Below are 20,961 nucleotides of genomic sequence, written 5' to 3'. Positions count from 1 at the left end.
AACAACGTGAAAGCCAGCGTCTTTAGGCGCTGGCTGGTAATTTGGGCTTATAGCCCTGGTTCAAACCACCCGTTAGACGGGTGGTCATGATTAGTGATTTGGTAACCAGCTGAGGGTAAAGTTAAGGATTTGAGCATCTAGCAAATCCTGATGACGGACACTCTGAACTTCTTTCTCATCCAGTTGACAGTTTTTTACAAAGTGGAAGTGTTCATGATTTTGTTGAGTACGAATATCAAGCCATTTTTCCTCTTGAGCAAGATAGACACGAAGGTGGTCAAAGAGCGGAATTCCAAGGTCATAACTTGCTTTTCCTGGGCAGGTTGGGTAAAGTCCAAGAGCAGACCAGACATACCAAGCCGAAAGACTACCGTTATCCTCATCGCCTGGATAAGCATCCCAACCAGCTCGAAAGGCTTTTTGACGGAGAGTCTTGATTAGGAGACTGGTATATTGGGGATAATTACTATAACGGAAAAGATAAGGGATGTGAAAGCTTGGTTGGTTTGAAATGGCTAGTTGACCAAATGGTGCTGTTGCCATTTCGCTCATCTCGTGAATTTCATATCCATAGCCTGTCGTTTCAAAGAGAGGGAGACTTTGACAAGCTTTTAAAAGATAGTTACTAAAGGCTTCTTTTCCACCCATTAGTTGGCTAAGTCCAGAAATGTCATGTAAGACACCTAGACTGGCTTGAATAGCTGAACACTCAGCGTAGTCACGACCCCAACTATAGGGAGAAAAGTCAGGACGGAAGTTGCCATCTACATCACGCGCCCTCATGTAACCCGTCTCAGAGTCAAATAGATTCTGATAGTTTTTAGAATATTGAGCATAGGCTTGTGCCAGCTCTTCTTGACCTAATTTTGCTGCGCAGGTAGAGATGCAAAAATCACTGTAAGCATAGTCCAGTGTATGACTGACACTTTCATGGAAGTCCGTGGATAGGTATCCTAGCTTTTGGTATTGGGCCAGGCCGTGTCGACCATTGATAGCTTTTGGATCTGCCTTGGTCGCAGTTTTGATCATGGCTTTGAGAAATTCTTCCTCAAGCTCAGGTGCCATGTCTTTACAAGCACTATCTGCAATAAGGCCATCAATCAAAGTGCCAGGCATCATTCCTCTTTCATCAGGGGCAAGCCACTTAGGAAGATATCCAGTGTCGCGGTAGCTATTGAGGAAGCCTTCAAGGAACTGACGATAGTATTCTGGAATAATCAAGGCAAAGAGTGGGAATGAAGTGCGGAATGTATCCCAAAAACCATTGTTGGTAAAGAGAGGACCTGGTTTAATTGTTCCTGAAGTGAGGTCTATATGAATCTCTTCTCCCTGTTCACTCACCTCATAAAAGTTTTGCGGGAAGAGAAAGAGTCTGTATAGACAATGATCAAAAAATGTTCGGTCTACAGAGCCGGTTTCCACGACATCAAAACGGCCTAGAAGGTCTTCCCAACTTTTTTTGGCGTCTGCTTTTGTTTCTGTAAAATCCTGTTTAGGAAGATTAAAGAAAGCTTGTTCTTTGGAAATAAATGAAGTGGCCAATTGAACTTGAGCTTCCGCTCCAGCCAAATCAATACGCCAGTCTTGCCCCTCTTGATTGATAGATAGAATATCCGTAGAGAATGTGAGGGAAGTATACATGACGAGGGGACTTTTATTGGTTTCAGTTTCACCTTCTTGGATCAGGGCCAGAGTTCGCTTATCGACTTGTTCAACTGTCAGTTCATCTGCTGCGTGAAGATAGAGTGAGAGCTTCTTGCCTTGTGTCTGTCTTAGCTGAATAGAAGCCCCATAGCAAGTAGGTGTGAGTTGGGTTTCAATCTGATAACGCTCAGAAAAAATCTTTAGAAAATGAGGATTAAAAATAGCACGTTCAAGATTATAAGAAGATTGACGATGAAAGAGAGTGTCACCCTTGATTTTTCCTGTAACTGGAGTCAGTAAGAGCCAGGAGTAATCGCCAATCCAAGGACTAGGCTGATGGGTTAATCGAATGCCCTGAAATATGGGAAGATGGGGATCGAAAAACCAAGAACCTTCTTGGTTGCTAGTTTGGAGGACAAAGTAATTCATGCCAAAAGGAACACCTGTGTATGGTAGTGTATTGCCTCGTGAAAATGCATGTTTACTGGCTGTTCCAAAACGCGTATCTATGGTTTCAAGTATAGGCTTCATAGCGATTTCCTTCTGTAGTTTTCTACATTATATCAGAAAAAGGATACTTTTAGAAAATGACTTCAAAATATAACAATTTTGTAGAAAAATGACTAACATTTGTGTATATATTTTCTGGACTAAAAGCTATATACTGAAAATGAAAATTTGTTTGAAAGAGGCAAAATAGTTTATGGTTTATTCTAAAGAAATCGTCAGAGAGTGGCTAGATGAGGTAGCGGAGAGAGCCAAGGAACATCCTGAATGGGTAGATGTCTTTGAGCGTTGCTATACAGACACTTTAGACAATACAGTTGAAATCTTAGAAGATGGCTCGACTTTTGTACTAACTGGGGATATCCCAGCTATGTGGCTTCGTGATTCAACTGCTCAGCTTAGACCATACCTTCATGTGGCAAAAAGAGACCCTCGTTTACGTCAGACCATTGCAGGTTTGGTCAAACGTCAGATGGCCTTGATTCTCAAGGATCCCTATGCCAACTCTTTCAATATTGAGGAGAACTGGAAGGGTCACCACGAAACAGACCATACAGATCTCAATGGCTGGATTTGGGAACGCAAGTATGAAGTAGATTCGCTTTGTTATCCATTGCAGTTAGCTTATCTCCTTTGGAAAGAAACTGGTGAGACTAGCCAATTTGATGAAACTTTTGTCACAGCGACCAAGGAGATCCTTCATCTCTGGACGGTGGAGCAAGATCACAATAAATCACCATACCGTTTCGTCCGTGATACCGATCGTAAGGAAGATACCTTGATAAATGACGGTTTTGGACCTGACTTTGCAGTGACAGGTATGACTTGGTCAGCCTTCCGTCCAAGTGATGACTGCTGTCAGTACAGCTACTTGATTCCATCAAATATGTTTGCAGTGGTTGTCTTAGGTTATGTCCAAGAAATCTTTGCAGAATTGAATCTAGCTGATAGCAAGAGCATCATTGCTGATGCCAAACGACTCCAAGCTGAGATTCAAGAAGGAATTGAGAACTACGCCTACACTACAAACAGTAAGGGCGAGAAAATCTATGCCTTTGAGGTAGACGGTTTAGGAAATGCTAGTATCATGGATGATCCAAACGTGCCAAGCTTATTGGCGGCTCCGTATCTGGGTTACTGTGATGTTAACGATGAAGTGTATCAAGCAACTCGTCGCACTATCCTGAGCCCTGAAAATCCATATTTCTACCAAGGAGAGTACGCAAGTGGACTCGGAAGTTCACATACCTTCTACCGTTATATCTGGCCGATTGCTCTATCTATCCAAGGATTGACAACGACGGATAAGGCAGAGAAGAAATTCTTGCTAGATCAGTTGGTTGCCTGTGATGGTGGAACAGGTGTGATGCACGAAAGCTTCCACGTAGACGACCCGACACTCTACTCACGCGAATGGTTCTCATGGGCCAACATGATGTTCTGCGAATTAGTCTTGGATTACTTGGATATCCGCTAATGAGCTTTTGCTCGACAGATTCTTGTACAGAATCACAAATATATTTTTAAATTTAAGTTAGAATGAGGTTTTACTCATGGAAAATGTTGTTGTACATATTATCTCTCACAGCCACTGGGATCGTGAGTGGTACTTACCTTTTGAAAGTCATCGTATGCAATTGGTGGAACTTTTTGACAATCTTTTTGATCTTTTTGAAAATGACCCTGAGTTCAAGAGTTTCCATTTGGATGGACAAACCATTGTCCTTGATGACTATTTAGAAATTCGCCCTGAAAACCGTGACAAGGTTCAGCGCTATATCGACGAAGGCAAGCTCAAGATTGGTCCTTTCTATATCTTGCAGGATGATTATTTGATCTCCAGCGAAGCTAACGTCCGCAATACCTTGATTGGACAAGCTGAATGTGCTAAATGGGGCAAATCTACGCAGATTGGTTACTTCCCAGATACCTTTGGAAATATGGGGCAAGCACCTCAAATCCTTCAAAAATCAGGCATTCACGTAGCAGCCTTTGGTCGTGGTGTGAAGCCAATCGGATTTGACAACCAAGTCCTCGAAGATGAGCAGTTTACCTCTCAATTTTCTGAGATGTACTGGCAGGGTGCGGATGGTAGCCGTGTACTCGGCATTCTATTTGCTAACTGGTACAGTAACGGGAACGAAATTCCGGTAGATAAAGACGAAGCTTTAGCTTTCTGGAAACAAAAATTGTCAGATGTTCGTGACTATGCATCGACTAATCAATGGTTGATGATGAACGGATGTGATCACCAACCAGTTCAACGAAATTTGAGTGAAGCCATTCGTGTGGCAAACGAACTTTTCCCTGACGTGACCTTTGTTCACAGCTCCTTTGATGAATATGTGCAAGCAGTGGAAAGTGCACTTCCTGAAAACCTATCAACGGTCACAGGTGAGTTGACCAGCCAAGAAACAGATGGTTGGTACACTCTTGCCAACACCTCTTCTTCACGCGTTTACCTCAAACAAGCCTTCCAAGAAAATAGCAACTTGCTCGAGCAGGTCGTGGAACCATTGACTATCATCACTGGTGGACATAACCACAAGGATCAATTGACCTATGCTTGGAAAGTACTCTTACAAAATGCGCCCCACGATAGTATTTGTGGATGCAGTATTGACGAGGTCCACCGAGAAATGGAAGTTCGTTTTGCCAAGGTTAACCAAGTCGGAAACTTTGTCAAGAGCAACCTTCTTAATGAATGGAAGGGCAAGCTAGCTACCCAAAATGCGCATAGCGATCACCTCTTCACCGTTGTCAACACAGCTTTACATGACAAGGTAGATACCGTCAGTGTTGTGGTGGATGTTGTTACCTGTGATTTCAAAGAGTTACATCCAACTGAAGGCTACAAGAAGATGGCAGCCGTGTCCTTGCCAGAGTACCATGTTGAAGATTTGGATGGTCATGTCATTGAAGCGAAGATTGAAGACTTGGGTGCAAGTTTTGGCTATACTTTACCAAAGGACAAGTTCCGCCAACCCTATATTGCTCGTCAAGTGCGCGTGACAATCCCAGTTCATCTTACTCCACTTTCTTGGGCAAGCTTCCAATTGGTTGAAGGTCAAGTAGAGTACCGAGATGGTATTTATCAAAATGGAGTTATTGATACACCGTTTGTAACTGTGAGTGTAGACCAAGGAATCACAGTCTATGACAAGACTACAAACGAAGCTTACGAAGACTTTATCCGCTTTGAGAATCGTGGAGATGTCGGAAACGAGTATATTTACTTCCAACCAAAAGGAACTGAGCCAATCTATGCTCAATTGAAAGGATACGATGTCCTAGAAAACAATGCTCGCTATGCTAAAATCTTGCTCAAGCATGATTTGACTATTCCAGTCAGTGCAGATGAAAAATTGGATGCTGAACAAAGAGGCATTATCGAGTTCATGAAACGAGATGCAGGTCGTTCAGAAGAGTTGACAACCATTCCTCTTGAAACAGAAATGACTGTATTTGTGGACAATCCACAGATTCGCTTCAAGACTCGCTTTACCAATACAGCCAAAGACCACCGCATTCGTCTCTTGGTAAAAACTCATAACACTCGTCCAAGCAATGATTCCGAAAGCATCTATGAAGTTGTGACAAGGCCAAATAAACCAGCAGCTTCTTGGGAAAATCCTGAAAATCCACAACACCAACAAGCCTTTGTCAGCTTGTATGATGATGTAAAAGGAGTGACCGTATCCAATAAAGGATTGCATGAATACGAAATCCTTGGAGACGACACCATGGCTGTAACCCTTCTCCGTGCTTCAGGTGAACTCGGTGACTGGGGGTACTTCCCAACACCGGAAGCTCAGTGCTTGCGAGCTATCGAAGTTGAATTTGCAGTAGAATGTCACCAAGCAGGGGAACGCTTCTCAGCTTTCCGTCGTGCCAAAGCCTTCCAGGTGCCATTTACAGCTCTTCAAGTTGCAAAACAAGAAGGTAGCGTTGCAGCAACAGGTAGTCTCTTTAGCCATGCAGCGCTGAACTTGCCACAAGTCTGCCCTACAGCCTTTAAAGTTGCTGAAAATGAAGAAGGATACGTCCTTCGTTACTACAATATGAGTCAAGAAAATGTCCGCGTGTCTGAAAAACAACAAACTATTCTTGATTTGCTAGAACGCCCATATCCAGTTCATTCAGGACTATTGGCACCACAGGAAATTCGTACAGAATTGATTAAAAAAGAAGAAATTTAATTTCAAAAAGAAAACATAAACAGAAAGGAGGAGCGAAAAAGTAAGAACCAACTGCTGATTCGCTCCTTTTTACAGGTGAAAGAAATGACACTTGCAACCATTGATATTGGAGGGACTGGAATTAAGTTTGCCAGTCTAACTCCTGATGGAAAAATTTTAGATAAGACCAGCACACCAACTCCAGAGACTCTAGAAGATTTGCTCGCTTGGTTGGATCAACGTTTGTCAGAACAGGACTATCGTGGGATCGCTATGAGTGTACCAGGTGCAGTTAATCAAGAAACAGGGGTGATTGAGGGAATCAGTGCTATTCCATACATCCATGGTTTTTCATGGTATGAGGCCCTTTCTCATCACAAGCTACCTGTCCATCTAGAAAATGATGCCAACTGTGTTGGACTCAGTGAATTGCTAGCTCATCCTGAGATTGAAAATGCAGCCTGTGTCGTGATTGGTACAGGAATCGGTGGAGCCATGATTATCAATGGCAAGCTTCACCGTGGTCGCCATGGTTTGGGCGGTGAGTTTGGCTACATGACAACCATCGAACCAGCAGAAAAACTCAACAACTGGTCGCAACTCGCTTCCACAGGAAACATGGTGCGTTATGTGATTGAAAAATCAGGTCAGTCTGACTGGGATGGCCGTAAGATTTACCAAGAGGCTGCAGCAGGAAACGCCCTCTGCCAAGAAGCCATTGAACGCATGAACCGTAACCTAGCTCAAGGCCTGCTCAATATCCAGTACCTAATCGACCCAGATGTCATTAGCCTAGGTGGTTCTATCAGTCAGAACCCAGATTTTATCAAAGGGGTGCAAAAAGCAGTAGACACCTTTGTGGGAAGATATGAAGAATATACAATTGCTCCAGTTATTCAAGCCTGCACCTATCACGCAGATGCCAATCTCTACGGTGCCCTTGTCAACTGGTTACAGGAGGAAAACCAATGGTAATTTTTACAGGACTTAGTTCCAAACAAGCGCAAGCTATCGAAGTATTAAAAAGTCACATTTCTCTATCAGATGTAGAGGTGGCAGTCGCTCAGTCTGACCAAGCTTCTATCTCTATCAAGGGTGAGAAGGGGCAGTATCAACTGACCTACCGTAAACCTCATCAACTCTACCGTGCTTTATCTGTGCTAGCAACAGCTTTAGCAGAAGGGGACAAGGTAGAGATTGAAGAGCAGGCGGCCTATGAAGATTTAGCCTATATGGCGGACTGTTCGCGCAATGCCGTGCTCAATGTCGCATCTGCCAAGCAGATGATTGAAGTCTTGGCTCTCATGGGTTACTCAACTTTTGAGCTCTACATGGAAGACACTTATCAAATTGAAGGACAACCTTACTTTGGTTATTTCCGTGGGGCTTATTCAGCTGAGGAATTACAGGAAATCGAAGCATACGCCCAACAGTTTGACATGACCTTTGTCCCATGTATCCAAACCCTGGCCCACTTATCAGCCTTTGTCAAGTGGGGAGTCAAAGAAGTGCAAGAACTCCGCGATGTAGAAGACATTCTTCTCATCGGTGAAGAAAAAGTCTACGACCTGATTGATGGTATGTTTGCGACGTTATCTAAACTGCAAACTCGCAAGGTTAATATCGGAATGGATGAAGCTCACCTAGTTGGTTTGGGGCGTTATCTTATCCTGAACGGTGTTGTGGACCGTAGCCTCCTCATGTGCCAACACTTGGAGCGCGTGCTGGATATTGCAGACAAGTATGGTTTCCACTGCCAGATGTGGAGCGATATGTTCTTCAAACTCATGTCAGCAGACGGCCAGTATGACCGTGATGTGGAAATTCCAGAAGAAACTCGTGTTTACCTTGACCGTCTCAAAGACCGTGTGACCTTGGTTTACTGGGATTATTATCAGGATAGCGAAGAAAAATACAATCGTAACTTCAGTAACCACCACAAGATTAGCCAAGATATCGCCTTTGCTGGTGGTGCTTGGAAGTGGATTGGTTTTACACCACACAACCATTTTAGTCGTCTCATTGCAGTTGAAGCCAATAAAGCCTGCCGTGCCAATCAGATCAAAGAAGTCATCGTAACTGGTTGGGGAGATAATGGTGGTGAAACAGCCCAGTTCTCAATCCTCCCAAGCTTACAAATCTGGGCAGAACTCAGCTACCGCAATGATTTAGAGCGTCTGTCAGCTCATTTCAAGACCAATACAGGTCTATCCGTTGAGGACTTCATGCAGCTGGATCTAGCCAACCTATTGCCAGACCTACCAGGTAATATACATGGTATCAACCCCAACCGCTATGTCTTTTATCAGGATGTTCTCTGCCCAATTCTTGACAGACACATGACACCTGAACAGGACAAGCCACACTTTGCCCAAGCAGCTGAGATTCTTTCTGACATTAAAGAAAAAGCGGGCGCTTACGCCTATCTCTTTGAGACTCAGGCTCAGTTGAATGCCATTTTAAGTAGTAAAGTGGATGTGGGACGACGTATCCGTCAAGCCTATCAAGCAGGCGATAAAGAGAGCTTGCAACAAATTGCTAGAGAAGAATTACCAAAACTCCGAAGCGAGATTGAAAACTTCCACAAGCTCTTTAGCCAACAATGGCTAAAAGAGAACAAGGTCTTTGGCTTGGATACAGTGGACATCCGTATGGGTGGACTCTTGCAGCGGATCAAGCGAGCAGAAAGTCGTATCGAGGCTTATCTTGCTGGTCAAATTGACCGCATCGAAGAACTAGAAGTAGACATCTTGCCATTTAATGATTTCTACGGAGATAAGGACTTCGCAGCAACGACAGCCAACCAGTGGCACACCATTGCGACAGCTTCGACCATTTATACGACCTAGGGGTTAGAGTACCCTGTTAGGAGCAAGGTGTTTCTCGTGAAACATTCTTCTTATAGAAAAAATTCTCCACATAAAATAATTTGTGGAGTTTTTTCTATAATTAGTAGTTTAAACTATCCTAAAAATAAGAGTATACTATTTTTGTAAACGTTATCAAATCTAAAAAATGTGAGATTATCAAGTTTTAGAAAAATAAAAAGGGAGGAAATTATGAACAAGTTTTCAAAAACTTTGAGAGATAATTGGATATTTCTCTTAATGGTTTTACCAGGGACACTTTGGTTGATCTTATTTTTCTACATCCCAGTATTTGGAAATGTGGTTGCCTTCAAAGACTACCATATGACTGGTGAAGGATTCGTCCACAGTATTATAAATAGTAAATGGGTTGGACTAGATAACTTCAGATTCTTATTTAGTTCAAAAGATGCCTTTGTCATCACTCGAAACACTGTCCTTTACAACCTTGGATTTATCTTTATTGGTTTGATCGTATCGGTTGGGATTGCCATTATCCTTAGTGAACTTCGCTCTAAGCAAATGGTTAAAATCTACCAAACTTCTATGTTATTCCCGTACTTCCTATCTTGGGTTATCATCAGTTTCTTTACAGATGCTTTCCTAAATATCGATAAAGGGCTTATCAATCACACCTTAGAAGCTCTCGGAATGAAAGGGATTAACTTCTACGCAGACATCAGTATCTGGCCTTACCTCCTCCTTTTCCTAGGTATCTGGAAAGGCTTCGGATACAGTAGTGTTATGTACTACGCTACAATCATGGGTATTGACCCAACTTACTACGAAGCAGCGACAGTGGACGGTGCTAGCAAATGGCAACGTATCCGCAACGTAACCATCCCTCAGTTGACACCACTTGTGACAGTATTGACCATCCTTGCAGTCGGAAACATCTTCCGTGCAGACTTCGGTCTCTTCTATCAAATCCCTCACAACGCTGGTCAGCTCTATAGCGTAACAAACGTATTGGACGTCTATGTCTTTAATGGTTTGACACAGACAGCAGACATCGGTATGGCTTCAGCAGCTGGTCTCTATCAGTCAGTTGTCGGTTTGATTTTGGTTATCCTATCAAACTTACTTGCAAGACGTGTTGATCCTAACTCAGCACTATTCTAGAAAGGAGGAGCATATGGCAAAAAAAATTCAAAAAGAAAAAATTGATAATGTTGGCATACACTCCTTCAGCAAGAAAGCAGATATCTTCTTTAGTATCATTTCTGGTTTGCTGGCTTTCTCTTGTATCTTGCCTTTCATCTTTGTAATCATTATCTCAGTTACAGATGAGAAGAGTATCGTTCAATATGGATATAGCTTCTTCCCATCACAGTTTGGATTAGATGGTTTTGAGTTTTTGGCTCAGTTCAAAGATAAGATTTTACAAGCACTCTTTATCTCAGTGTTTGTGACAGTTGTTGGTACATTGACAAACGTCTTTATCACGACAACTTATGCCTATGCCATCTCGCGTTCAACATTTAAGTATCGTAAATTCTTTACAATCTTCGCTCTTCTTAGTATGTTGTTCAACGCTGGTTTGGTACCAGGCTATATCGTAGTGACTCAATTGCTTCACCTTGGTGATACTATTTGGGCCTTGATTGTTCCAATGCTTCTATCACCATTCAACATCATGTTGATGCGTTCCTTCTTCAAGAAAACCATCCCAGAAGCAATCCTCGAATCAGCTCGTATCGATGGAGCTAGTGAAGCTCGTATCTTCTTCCAAATCTGTTTGCCACTGTCACTACCAGGTATCGCAACGATCACACTATTGACAGCGCTTGGATTCTGGAATGACTGGTTTAACGCCCTTCTTTACATCAAGAGTGATAACTTGTATCCATTGCAATATTTGCTCATGCAAATTCAAAACAACATGGATTACATTGCTAAGTCAGTTGGTATGTCAGGACAACTTGCGGTTGCCCTACCAAAAGAAACAGGTCGTATGGCCATGGTCGTAGTTGCGACTGTTCCGATTGCGATCCTCTACCCATTCTTCCAACGCTACTTTGTAAAAGGTTTGACTATCGGTGGTGTTAAAGAGTAAGGAAGTTTAAGAAACATTGTTTCTTCTCTAACTCTGATTTTTCTGACAAAGGAAAATCAACAATCTAATTTTGTTAATAACTTTAAAAATAAAAAAAGGAGTTTTTATAATGAAAAACTGGAAAAAATATGCTTTTGCATCTGCTAGCCTTGTCGCTTTAGCTGCTAGCCTTGCAGCTTGTGGAAACCTTAAAGGAAATAACCAAAAAGCTGCTGAATCATCATCATCAGGTGATACAACTGTTATCAAAATGTACCAAATCGGTGACAAACCAGATAACTTGGATGAATTGCTAGAAAATGCAAACAAAATCATCGGAGAAAAAGTTGGCGCTAAGTTGGATATCCAATACCTTGGTTGGGGTGACTACAGCAAGAAAATGTCAGTTATCACTTCATCAGGTGAAAACTATGATATCGCCTTTGCAGATAACTATGTCGTAAACGCTCAAAAAGGTGCTTATGCTGACTTGACAGAATTGTACAAGAAAGAAGGTGCTGACCTTTACAAAGCGCTTGACCCAGCTTACATCAAAGGTAACACTGTAAACGGTAAAATCTATGCAGTTCCAGTTGCAGCCAACGTTGCATCTTCACAAAACTTTGCTTTCAACGGCCCACTTCTTGAAAAATATGGAATCGATATCTCAGGTGTAACTTCATACGAAACACTTGAACCAGTATTGAAACAAATCAAAGAAAAAGCTCCAGATGTAATGCCATTTGCTGTTGGTAAAAACTTTATCCCATCAGAAAACTTTGACTACCCAGTTGCAAACGGACTTCCATTCGTCATTGACCTTGAAGGCGACACTACTAAGATCGTAAACCGTTACGAAGTTCCTCGTTTCGTAGAACACTTGAAGACTCTTCACAAATTCTATGAAGCAGGATACATTCCAAAAGACGTAGCAACAAGCGAAACTTCATATGATCTTACTCAAGATACTTGGCTTGTTCGCGAAGAAACAGTAGGACCAGCTGACTACGGTAGCAGCTTGCTTTCTCGTGTTGCTAACAGAGACATCCAAATCAAACCATTTACTAACTTCATCAAGAAAAACCAAACAACTCAAGTTGCAAACTTTGTAATCTCAAACAACTCTAAGAACAAAGAAAAAGCAATGGAAGTGTTGAACCTCTTGAACACTAACCCAGAACTCTTGAACGGACTTGTTTATGGACCAGAAGGCAAGAACTGGGAAAAAGTTGCAGGTAAAGAAAACCGTGTTAAAGTCCTTGATGGATACAAAGGAAACACTCACATGTCAGGATGGAACACTGGTAACAACTGGATCCTTTACATCAACGAAAACGTTACAGATGAACAAATTGCACAATCTAAGAAAGATTTGGAAACTGCAAAAGAATCTCCAGCGCTTGGATTCATCTTCAACACTGACAATGTGAAATCTGAAATTTCAGCTATTACTAACACTATGCAACAATTCGATACAGCTATCAACACTGGTACTGTAGACCCTGAAAAAGCTATTCCAGAATTGATGGAAAAACTTAAATCTGAAGGTGCTTACCAAAAAGTATTGGATGAAATGCAAAAACAATACGACGAATTCTTGAAAAGCAAAAAATCATAAGAATAATTGATTTCGTGTATTCATTCCTAAAAAGAGCGATCACTGCCTTATCTGGTTTTTCCAGATGGGGTGGTGATTCTTTTTATAATAAATACATATAATTATTTGTATTTTGTTCAGAGTTTTGCTCTTACATTTAACATAGGTTATAGTCATATGAAAAAATACTATCCTCTTTTCAAAATCAGTGCAATCTTATCCTACTTATTTTTCGTATATGGACTTTCTCAGTTGACTCTTGTTATCCAAAACTATTGGCAATTTTTTCTGGATCCGAAACCTTGTCAGTCTTGTCTTTATTGGCATCATGATAGGGATTTTAATCAAGACAGGGCATGGATATCTTTTTGTTATTTCAAAGAAAAAATGGCTTTGGTATACAGTTTTGACGGTTTTCGTAACTGTACTTTGCATATCTTTTAATTTTCAAACGGCAAGACATGTACAGTCAACCTCTGAGGGCTGGGCTGTACTAATCGGCTATAGTGGGACAAATTTTGCCGAGTTGGGTCTCTACCTGACTTTATTTTTCCTAGGTCCTCTGATGGAAGAGTTGATTTATAGGGGTTTGTTCCAACACGCCTTCTTTAAAGATTCGAAGCTTGGACTTGACCTGATTCTTCCTTCGGTTTTGTTTGCTCTTCCTCACTTTTCTAGCTTTCCAAATTTCTTAGATATTCTTGTTTTTTCGACATTTGGAGTATGTTGTGCTGGATTAACTCGTTATACCAAGAGTATCTATCCTGGCTATGCAGTCCATGTGATTAATAATATTGTAGCAACCTTACCATTTTTGTTAACTTTTCTTCATCGAATATTTAATTAAAACAAGATCTGAAAATGAATCTTGTTTTTTATTTTTCGGTCAAATAAATTGCATTCGCTTTCTTGGGAGAGTATACTGGTATAGTTGAATGAAAAATTCTGATAATTTAATCTTAGAAAAGAGAATCAATCTTATGTCAAAAGATATTCGAGTTTTACTTTACTATAAATATGTTCCCATCGAAAACGCGGAACAATTTGCTACAGACCACTTGGCTTTCTGTAAGTCTATCGGCCTAAAAGGTCGTATCCTAGTCGCTGACGAAGGGATCAACGGAACCGTTTCTGGAGACTACGAAACAACGCAAAAATACATGGACTACGTTCACAGCCTTCCAGGTATGGAAGACCTCTGGTTCAAGATTGACGAAGAAAGTGAGCAAGCCTTCAAGAAGATGTTTGTTCGCTACAAGAAAGAGATTGTCCACCTTGGTTTAGAGGATGATAACTTTGACAACGACATCGACCCACTTGAAACAACAGGTGCTTACTTGTCTCCAAAAGAATTCAAAGAAGCCCTCCTAGACGAAGATACAGTTGTCCTTGATACTCGGAATGACTACGAGTACGATCTTGGTCACTTCCGTGGGGCTATTCGTCCAGATATCCGCAACTTCCGTGAATTGCCACAATGGGTCCGTGATAACAAGGAAAAGTTTATGGACAAGCGCGTCGTAGTTTACTGTACTGGTGGAGTCCGCTGTGAGAAATTCTCTGGTTGGATGGTTCGTGAAGGCTACAAAGATGTCGGTCAATTGCATGGAGGAATCGCGACTTACGGGAAAGACCCAGAAGTTCAAGGGGAACTTTGGGATGGTAAAATGTACGTTTTTGACGAGCGTATCGCAGTCGATGTCAACCATGTTAACCCAACTATCGTAGGGAAAGATTGGTTTGATGGAACACCATGTGAACGCTATGTCAACTGTGGAAATCCATTCTGTAACCGTCGTATCTTGGCATCAGAAGACAACGAAGATAAATACCTTCGTGGCTGCTCGCACGAGTGTCGTGTTCACCCACGTAATCGCTATGTTTTAGAACATGAATTGACACAAGATCAAGTCATCGAGCGTTTAGCAGCAATAGGTGAGAGTTTAGACCATTCTGAAGTTGTATAATAAACATTAACAGTCCTAAAGGGCTGTTTTTCTATGCTTTTGACTAAAAAATCTTAAATTTGTTTCTGCTTCTTTCAGGAAAATGGTGTATACTATATGTAAACGATTTCAAAGGAGACCATTTATGGTGAAAACATTTTTTATTCCAAATAAACAAAGTATTTTAGGACAACAGGAGATTTTAACAGCTAAGTCAGTCTTGGCCCTAGTAGATGGCTTAGAGTCACATAGTTATGATGCTGTTTATCTTCGTCAACCCCTCAATCGCCTTGAGTATATCGAGTGTGGAATCATAGGCAAGTCTCAATTTCTCTTTAAAGTTCGTTATGTAGATGCTCAAAAAGGCTATCAAGTGATCATTCCTGACTTAATTACAAGAGCTGACTGGGTGATTGTAGAAGCTCTCTTGCAAGCCTTGTCTAGCAAGGTTGGTGAATCTGTTGAAGGTTTGTCAGACTTTGATTTGGAAGACTATTTCCAAGAAACTGTTAAAAACTATCTAGCTGATAAGGATGCTCGTTTGGCCTTCTGCCAAGGAATTCTATCAACTATTTACTTTGATAAGAAGGATTTAGAAAGTTTCCTAGAAGAAGATGGACTGGCACGTTTTGAAGAATTAGTTAAGAGGGTTCAAGAGTCAGATGCTTATCCTGCAAGTGCTAAATTCTACCCAGATAGTGAGGGTAAGGTTCATGGAATCTACCACCTGGCTCAAGGAGTAAAGACTATTTTGCCAAAAGGTCCTGTTGTTCCTGTGCCTTATGTTGAGCAGTTGGCTGGTAAGGATCTTGTCTGGGAGATTGACCTGGTGAAAATATCTGGAGATGGTTCTAAGCCTGAAGACTATGAAGCAGTAGCTAGACTGGATTACCAAGCCTTTTTAGAAGCTCTTCCAAAGGAACTTTGTCAGGACTTGGATGCCAACCAAGTAGAGGTAGGACCAGTTTTAGGAGAGGATTTTGAAGCTTTAGCAAATAGATAAATAAGGAATCTGTGACAAAAGTTTCTATAAAGTTAAAAAGCGGACAAGATTAGTTTTCTGATTATCAGAATTCTGTCTTGTTCGCTTTTTTTGTTTCTAAAATTTTATAGTAATGATCCTCTAAAGCTAATATCTTTCTATCTCGCTACCTTTATCTTACATAAAAGCTAGGATTCGTAGATATTCAAAAACCAGAGTCATTTCTGCTAGGAAGAAGAGAAATAGGATACCACCGTTAACTAGAAATGCTAAGAGAAGGCGATAGAAGGAGTCAGTTTGGCTATCTTTACTTGGTCTTGAGATGGTATAGAGGTTGGCAAGAAGTACCAGACCAATGCTAATGAGGCAGAGAAGAGCCGCAAAGCGTAGACTATTAAAGAAGGCAAAGAAACTCGCAATACCCGTGAGCAGGAGAGGAAGGGCGAAGAGTCTGCTGTACTCTTGCAAGGCTTTTTCCAGTGTCCAGTCATTGTCCTGATTGACAAAACGTTTAACCACAAATCCACCCATAAGGATAGAAAAGAAGAATAAGCTTGTCGCTACCAAGATGGAGAAGATAGAAAAGAGATTCAGTGAAGGGAACTGCTCGATGGCATGAGAGTTGATAGCCGCCATATGGCCGTAGTAGTCATGCTTGATATGATAAATCGCACAGAAGAAACTAAGAGCAGAAAAGATAGTCAGTAGCGCAAAGGCATTATAACTATGTTTTTTATCTGTATCAAAACGAGCTGTCGGCTCTTTCAGAGCACCTAGTAGCCAAACCCACTGATCAGCCAGTTCTTCTTTGAAAACTGCAAATACTGCTGTTTTTGTAGATGCAGAATCTGGTAAAAATGGGCTTTCCAAAGACTTGCTAGTCAAAGATTGATTTTTCTGAGAAGCTTCTTTAACAGGTTCTTCTGACTCGTCTATCTTTTCTAATTTTTCAGCGAGCCCTTCAGTCTGTACAGTTTCCTCACTAGTTTCCTTATCTTCTGGATTGGCTTGAGGATTTTCCTCAACTATTGGCGCCTCGTCTCTTGCCTCTGAATCTTCTTCAATGAGAACTGAGTCGGATGGGCTATCTTTTTTATCATTGTTGGCTGTTTTTTCGAAATCAGCACTTTCAAACCATTCTTGAGTCATAATAGACCTCCCTTTTTTGATTAATTTTTGAGTAGTAACTACTAGTTGTCTTTATTCATGATTTCTATAAGAAAGCAAGCGATCTTATTATGGGAAATAGATACTTTGATTAGATTTTGCGACGAGGAGATCTTGCGTATCTTTTTTTTCTGTTTTGTAAGGGTTCGCTAATGCTTCACCTTTACTACCTCCCGTAGGTATGTCATGTCTGTCTCGATGCCAACGATAGATATCACCATGTTCAGCAGAAAATTCAAGATTGATTCGATCAAGTTCCTTCTGAGATAACTCGAGTGAGATATCTTTTCTTGCCTCGAATTCCACACGACCATGCACTTGGATATCGTCTGCCTTGATATGTTCATGATCTGCTTGGATGCGGCTATCTGTTAGACTGGTTTCAAATACATTGACAATTCCAACTGTGATTAGTTGGCTATTTTTAATCTCGCTATCAGTGATACGAAGGAGATATCCATTTGACAGAATCTTGGCATTGCTGAGTTTTGCATTAGCAATTGAAAGGATACGATGGTTTACCTGGGCAGTTAGATTTTTTAAGTCTTTTCCTCTTGGTAATGAGAGAACAACTTCATCATTGCGGCTAGAAATTCCGCTTGCGATAAAGAGAATACCCTCGATACTAGAACCTATAGAGCGACGTGTAGTTGACTTGGTGTCAGTTATTTCAAGACTTTTCTCTTTGATAGAGTGTTGAAGATTTTCTTTTTCAGAGATGGTTGGATGATACTGAAGGTGAATCTTATCATCGTTTGACTCCGTAATGACGAGCGAATGTTCTGTTAGTGAGATGTTTAGATTTTCAATATCTTGATCAAAAACGAGTTCTTCCATTCGACTTTCAAATACTGGATTTTGAGACATTGCAAGGAGGCTTCTGACACCATCTGTTTGGATCCCGATGATCATCATGGAAAAACCAATGATACTAGTAACAACACCAAAGATAAGAAATCCTTTTGTCCATTTACGCATGTCTTTCACCTCTCTTTCCTCTATTAAGAATCCATTGGATAAGTCGAAGGACTAGTAATCCAAAGAAACGTGCTACATAGGAAGTTGCTAGCAAAACTAGGGACGAAGCTCCGATTGCCAGTAAACCTCCACCAAAAATCAGAATAAAAGCAGATGTAGATTCAGCTAGAATGTAGAAGTTTTCAAATAGGAGAACAGTTCCGAGAACCATTCCAGCTGCTGATACAGCAAAGAAGGCTATAAGTACGCTGACAGCAGCGATAAAAATCCCGATGATAGCCATGAGAAGACCAATTCCGACAGGAATTCCGATAGGAGCTGCAAGAAGGGCTAGTAGAGCGATGCGTAAAATATGGCGGTCGTTCTTGCTGGAATTTTCTTCGTTGATTTTCTTATCAAGAAGTGTAGTCAGGACATCATGGGCAGCTTCTTTAGGGCTACCAAGGCTAGCGATAAGCTCCTCCTCACCTTCTGGACCCGCACCATCAAAGAGTTCTTTGAAGTAGTCCATGGCTTCGATGCGATCAGATTGAGGAAGCTTCATCAGATAGGCTTCAAGCTGATTCAAATATTCAGTTCTTGTCATGGCGAATGCTCCCTTCTATGATGCCATTGATAGTGTCAGTGTAGAGTGTCCACTCTTCTCTGAGTACAAATAGTTGTTCCTCCCCAACCTCTGTCAAGGAGTAGTATTTGCGCATCCGACCTTGGTATTCGCGAGAGTATGTAGTCAGATAGCGGTTGGTATCCAGTTTTTTCAAGATGGGGTAGAGGGTAGATTCCTTGATTTTGGCAATGAGTTTAATGGTTTGGCTAATCTCATAACCATAGGAATCCCCTTGTTCTAGGATGGCTAAGATGAGAAATTCAATCAAAGCCGATGATGTTGGAAAATACATGGGGCACCTCCTTTTTTAGTATGTAAAAATTTTATATATAATTATTCTACACATACATCATACATCTATTTGTAAGCCCTGTCAAGCAATATGTGTAAAATTTTTATATATAAAAAATCTTCTAGTGAGAACTAGAAGATTAGAGGATTTTCTGAGAAGTTTATCTGAATTTTATCATAGATTTTGTATAATCAATATTTTCATCCAATAGTTTTAATAAAGGAGTTACATACTCAGGATTCGGAAACTTGGGACCGAAAATGACTTCACCGATTTGAATTGAATTTTTTCGTTCGAGATATAGTTTACCGAATTCAGGAGAATAATCAATTTTTATTTTTTCGTTATCAGAATTTAAGTTAGAATATTGTAAAATACGTAATTCTTCTTCATACTTGTAATCTACTGATTTGAATAGGTAGCGAATTTCTTCTACACAGTCAGAGATAGCTTTTTTATAGAATGGATCACCAGGATTTTTATAGTCCCTTAATTCTGATTTTAAATCTACTAACAATCCTTTTAATCGCGTTACTTCTTCACTAGTGAACAGTTCAGTTTCTTCGATGTTGAATTGCTCATCGGAGTAATGAACATAAGCTACACGATATAAATAATCCTTATCAGTATTCGGTGTAGAATGTTTATCTTCAGAATTTTGTGTATTATCGGTGCTTCTAGTCGTCATCTCTTTGTTGGGTTCATTTGAAGAGATATTGTTTTGAAATTCAATGCTTGAATTCATTTTATGACTGATTTTTATATCTGAGTTTTTTTGATACCAAGGAAGGTCACTCAGTGAATGATAACGAGCAAAATCATTCTCATTTAGTACAATACAGACCCCTTCGGCATTATTTCCATATTGCGACCACATAGCAAGATCGTCTGTTTTACTAGTGAAACTCGTTAAAAACCAAGAGCTTGGCTCCAAAGGATTGCGCTTTTCTAATTTTAAAATGTCCTCTAGAATAACCCCTTCTTCAGGATCATTCATATAGTTGGCATTATTCAGGCGTGTTTTTCCTGAGATGGAGAATGGAGCCTTATCCTCTTTTCCTAGTATGCTTTGGAGTGCTTCTCCCGAAGTATAGTGACCGAATTTTAGGTTTCTATTTTTGTCTTCAACCTTTAATCCAAGCTCATACTTGATTCGTTGGACAAGCGTATAAATTTTGATTAGCTTATTAATTTTTTGGGAGTCTTCTCCGTAATGCTCTATCCAGGATTTTAAAATATCGTATTTTGTATCGGAGATGATACCAAGTTTTAAGGTGCGAATAAGCAAATTTTTCTCTTTTTCATCTTTCCCTTCTTCAATAGATGAATCAAAACAAAGTTTATCCAGCGCTTTTACGATATTACTAGTGGAAATCTGAACTTGATCTTGCTTAAATTGTTCGTCGTTTTCAAGTATCTCGATAAGCATATTTAAAATTTTAATACTCGGAATAGACTCCAAGGACTGATAGATATCGTTTACGAGATTTGATTGCTCTATTTGATTATTTTTTACCAAATCCATCCGAGCTGTAAGATATTGAACAGTGATTTCTTCAGATTGTTCGAATCTATCGTGCAGTCTTTTTAGTTTATCTATGATTTCAAGTTTTTCCTCTTCATTTTGTTGTTTGGTAATAATTTTGGTAAGAACTTCAGCGTAGTATAAAGTGATCTCTTCATTTTTTTCAAAATTTAAAGCCATTTTCTTTAGTTTAGAAGCTGTATCATTCAATTTATCTAAATTGGTTTGTTCAAGTGACAACTTGGACAAAGCCATAGCATACGAAAAAGCAATGTCCTGAGCTTCATTGAACTTTTCGTATATGACCTGAATTTTCTGAGTAGTTTCAGCAATTTCTTCAGCTTTCATCTGTTCGACTGATAGATTGGATAAAGCTATAGCATAGGATGAAGCAATGTCCTGAGGTTCATTGAATTTTTCGTATATAACCTGAATTTTTTGAGTAGTTTCAGCAATTTCTTCAGCTTTCGTCTGTTCAGCTGATAGACTAACTAAAGCTCTAGCATAATGTAAAGCGATATCTTGGGGCTCATTGAACTTTATGTAAATATCATTAATTTCTTGAGCAACTTTAGCAATTTCTTCAACTTTTGTCAGTTTGATTGCTAGATTGGCTAAAGCCATAGTATAATATAA

Annotated in this window: 15 protein-coding genes and 1 pseudogene; 10 read left to right on the top strand and 6 right to left on the bottom strand. The window is 40.3% G+C overall.

Going from position 1 to position 20,961, the window contains the following annotated elements; genetic code table 11:
- Window positions 1–90: 90 nt before the first annotated feature.
- Window positions 91–2,175 (bottom strand): GH92 family glycosyl hydrolase, encoded by a 2,085-nt coding sequence (locus tag ADM33_RS00660; RefSeq protein ID WP_049502734.1) that lies wholly within the window; start codon window positions 2,173–2,175, stop codon window positions 91–93.
- Between the two features lie 172 nt (window positions 2,176–2,347).
- On the opposite strand from ADM33_RS00660, the gene ADM33_RS00655 reads away from it, so the two are divergent.
- From ADM33_RS00655 to ADM33_RS00610, 10 genes and pseudogenes are all read left to right on the top strand, one after another.
- Window positions 2,348–3,628 (top strand): glycoside hydrolase family 125 protein, encoded by a 1,281-nt coding sequence (locus tag ADM33_RS00655; protein ID WP_049502733.1) that lies wholly within the window; start codon window positions 2,348–2,350, stop codon window positions 3,626–3,628.
- A 76-nt stretch (window positions 3,629–3,704) separates the two neighbouring features.
- The gene (locus ADM33_RS00650) at window positions 3,705–6,350 is read left to right on the top strand and encodes an alpha-mannosidase (protein ID WP_049502732.1); all 2,646 of its coding nucleotides are present in this window, start codon (window positions 3,705–3,707) and stop codon (window positions 6,348–6,350) included.
- An 84-nt stretch (window positions 6,351–6,434) separates the two neighbouring features.
- Window positions 6,435–7,304: an ROK family protein gene (locus ADM33_RS00645; protein ID WP_049502731.1), complete on the top strand. Its 870-nt coding sequence runs from the start codon at window positions 6,435–6,437 to the stop codon at window positions 7,302–7,304.
- A complete protein-coding gene (locus ADM33_RS00640; protein WP_049502730.1) occupies window positions 7,298–9,178 on the top strand; it encodes a beta-N-acetylhexosaminidase in 1,881 nt (626 codons plus the stop codon). Before ADM33_RS00645 ends, ADM33_RS00640 begins: the two co-directional genes overlap by 7 nt.
- A 210-nt stretch (window positions 9,179–9,388) precedes the next feature.
- Entirely contained in the window at window positions 9,389–10,318 is a 930-nt protein-coding gene (locus ADM33_RS00635; protein WP_001032156.1) for an ABC transporter permease, read from the top strand.
- Between the two features lie 13 nt (window positions 10,319–10,331).
- Window positions 10,332–11,252, top strand: coding sequence for a carbohydrate ABC transporter permease (locus ADM33_RS00630; RefSeq protein ID WP_006149055.1), 921 nt, complete (start codon window positions 10,332–10,334; stop codon window positions 11,250–11,252).
- Between the two features lie 109 nt (window positions 11,253–11,361).
- Window positions 11,362–12,849, top strand: coding sequence for an ABC transporter substrate-binding protein (locus tag ADM33_RS00625; protein ID WP_049502729.1), 1,488 nt, complete (start codon window positions 11,362–11,364; stop codon window positions 12,847–12,849).
- Window positions 12,850–13,005: 156 nt separating this feature from the next.
- A pseudogene (locus tag ADM33_RS00620) lies at window positions 13,006–13,675 on the top strand (CPBP family intramembrane glutamic endopeptidase).
- A gap of 133 nt (window positions 13,676–13,808) precedes the next feature.
- A complete protein-coding gene (locus ADM33_RS00615) occupies window positions 13,809–14,795 on the top strand; it encodes a rhodanese-related sulfurtransferase (RefSeq protein WP_049502728.1) in 987 nt (328 codons plus the stop codon).
- A 124-nt stretch (window positions 14,796–14,919) separates the two neighbouring features.
- Entirely contained in the window at window positions 14,920–15,777 is an 858-nt protein-coding gene (locus tag ADM33_RS00610) for a DUF4299 family protein (protein ID WP_049502727.1), read from the top strand.
- A gap of 156 nt (window positions 15,778–15,933) precedes the next feature.
- Here ADM33_RS00610 and ADM33_RS00605 read toward each other — a convergent pair whose 3' ends face one another.
- The 5 genes from ADM33_RS00605 to ADM33_RS00585 all read right to left on the bottom strand — a co-directional run.
- Window positions 15,934–16,905, bottom strand: a complete 972-nt coding sequence (locus ADM33_RS00605; protein ID WP_049502726.1) for a DUF6574 domain-containing protein — start codon at window positions 16,903–16,905, stop codon at window positions 15,934–15,936.
- Between the two features lie 87 nt (window positions 16,906–16,992).
- Window positions 16,993–17,901, bottom strand: coding sequence for a DUF4097 family beta strand repeat-containing protein (locus ADM33_RS00600; protein WP_049502725.1), 909 nt, complete (start codon window positions 17,899–17,901; stop codon window positions 16,993–16,995).
- Window positions 17,894–18,487 (bottom strand): DUF1700 domain-containing protein, encoded by a 594-nt coding sequence (locus ADM33_RS00595; RefSeq protein ID WP_049502724.1) that lies wholly within the window; start codon window positions 18,485–18,487, stop codon window positions 17,894–17,896. Before ADM33_RS00595 ends, ADM33_RS00600 begins: the two co-directional genes overlap by 8 nt.
- On the bottom strand, window positions 18,474–18,800 hold the full coding sequence (locus ADM33_RS00590; protein WP_016466482.1) for a PadR family transcriptional regulator: 327 nt from the start codon (window positions 18,798–18,800) through the stop codon (window positions 18,474–18,476). The genes ADM33_RS00595 and ADM33_RS00590 overlap by 14 nt, the downstream gene beginning before the upstream one ends.
- Before the next feature lie 160 nt (window positions 18,801–18,960).
- A partial coding sequence (locus ADM33_RS00585; RefSeq protein ID WP_049502735.1) for a DUF2971 domain-containing protein occupies window positions 18,961–20,961 on the bottom strand: 2,001 nt, incomplete at its 5' end.

Source organism: Streptococcus oralis, assembly GCF_001075875.1.
GTDB classification, from domain to species: Bacteria; Bacillota; Bacilli; order Lactobacillales; family Streptococcaceae; genus Streptococcus; species Streptococcus oralis_I.
The sequence above is the reverse complement of the archived record's forward strand: the minus strand, read 5'-3'. Positions and strand labels throughout refer to the sequence as shown.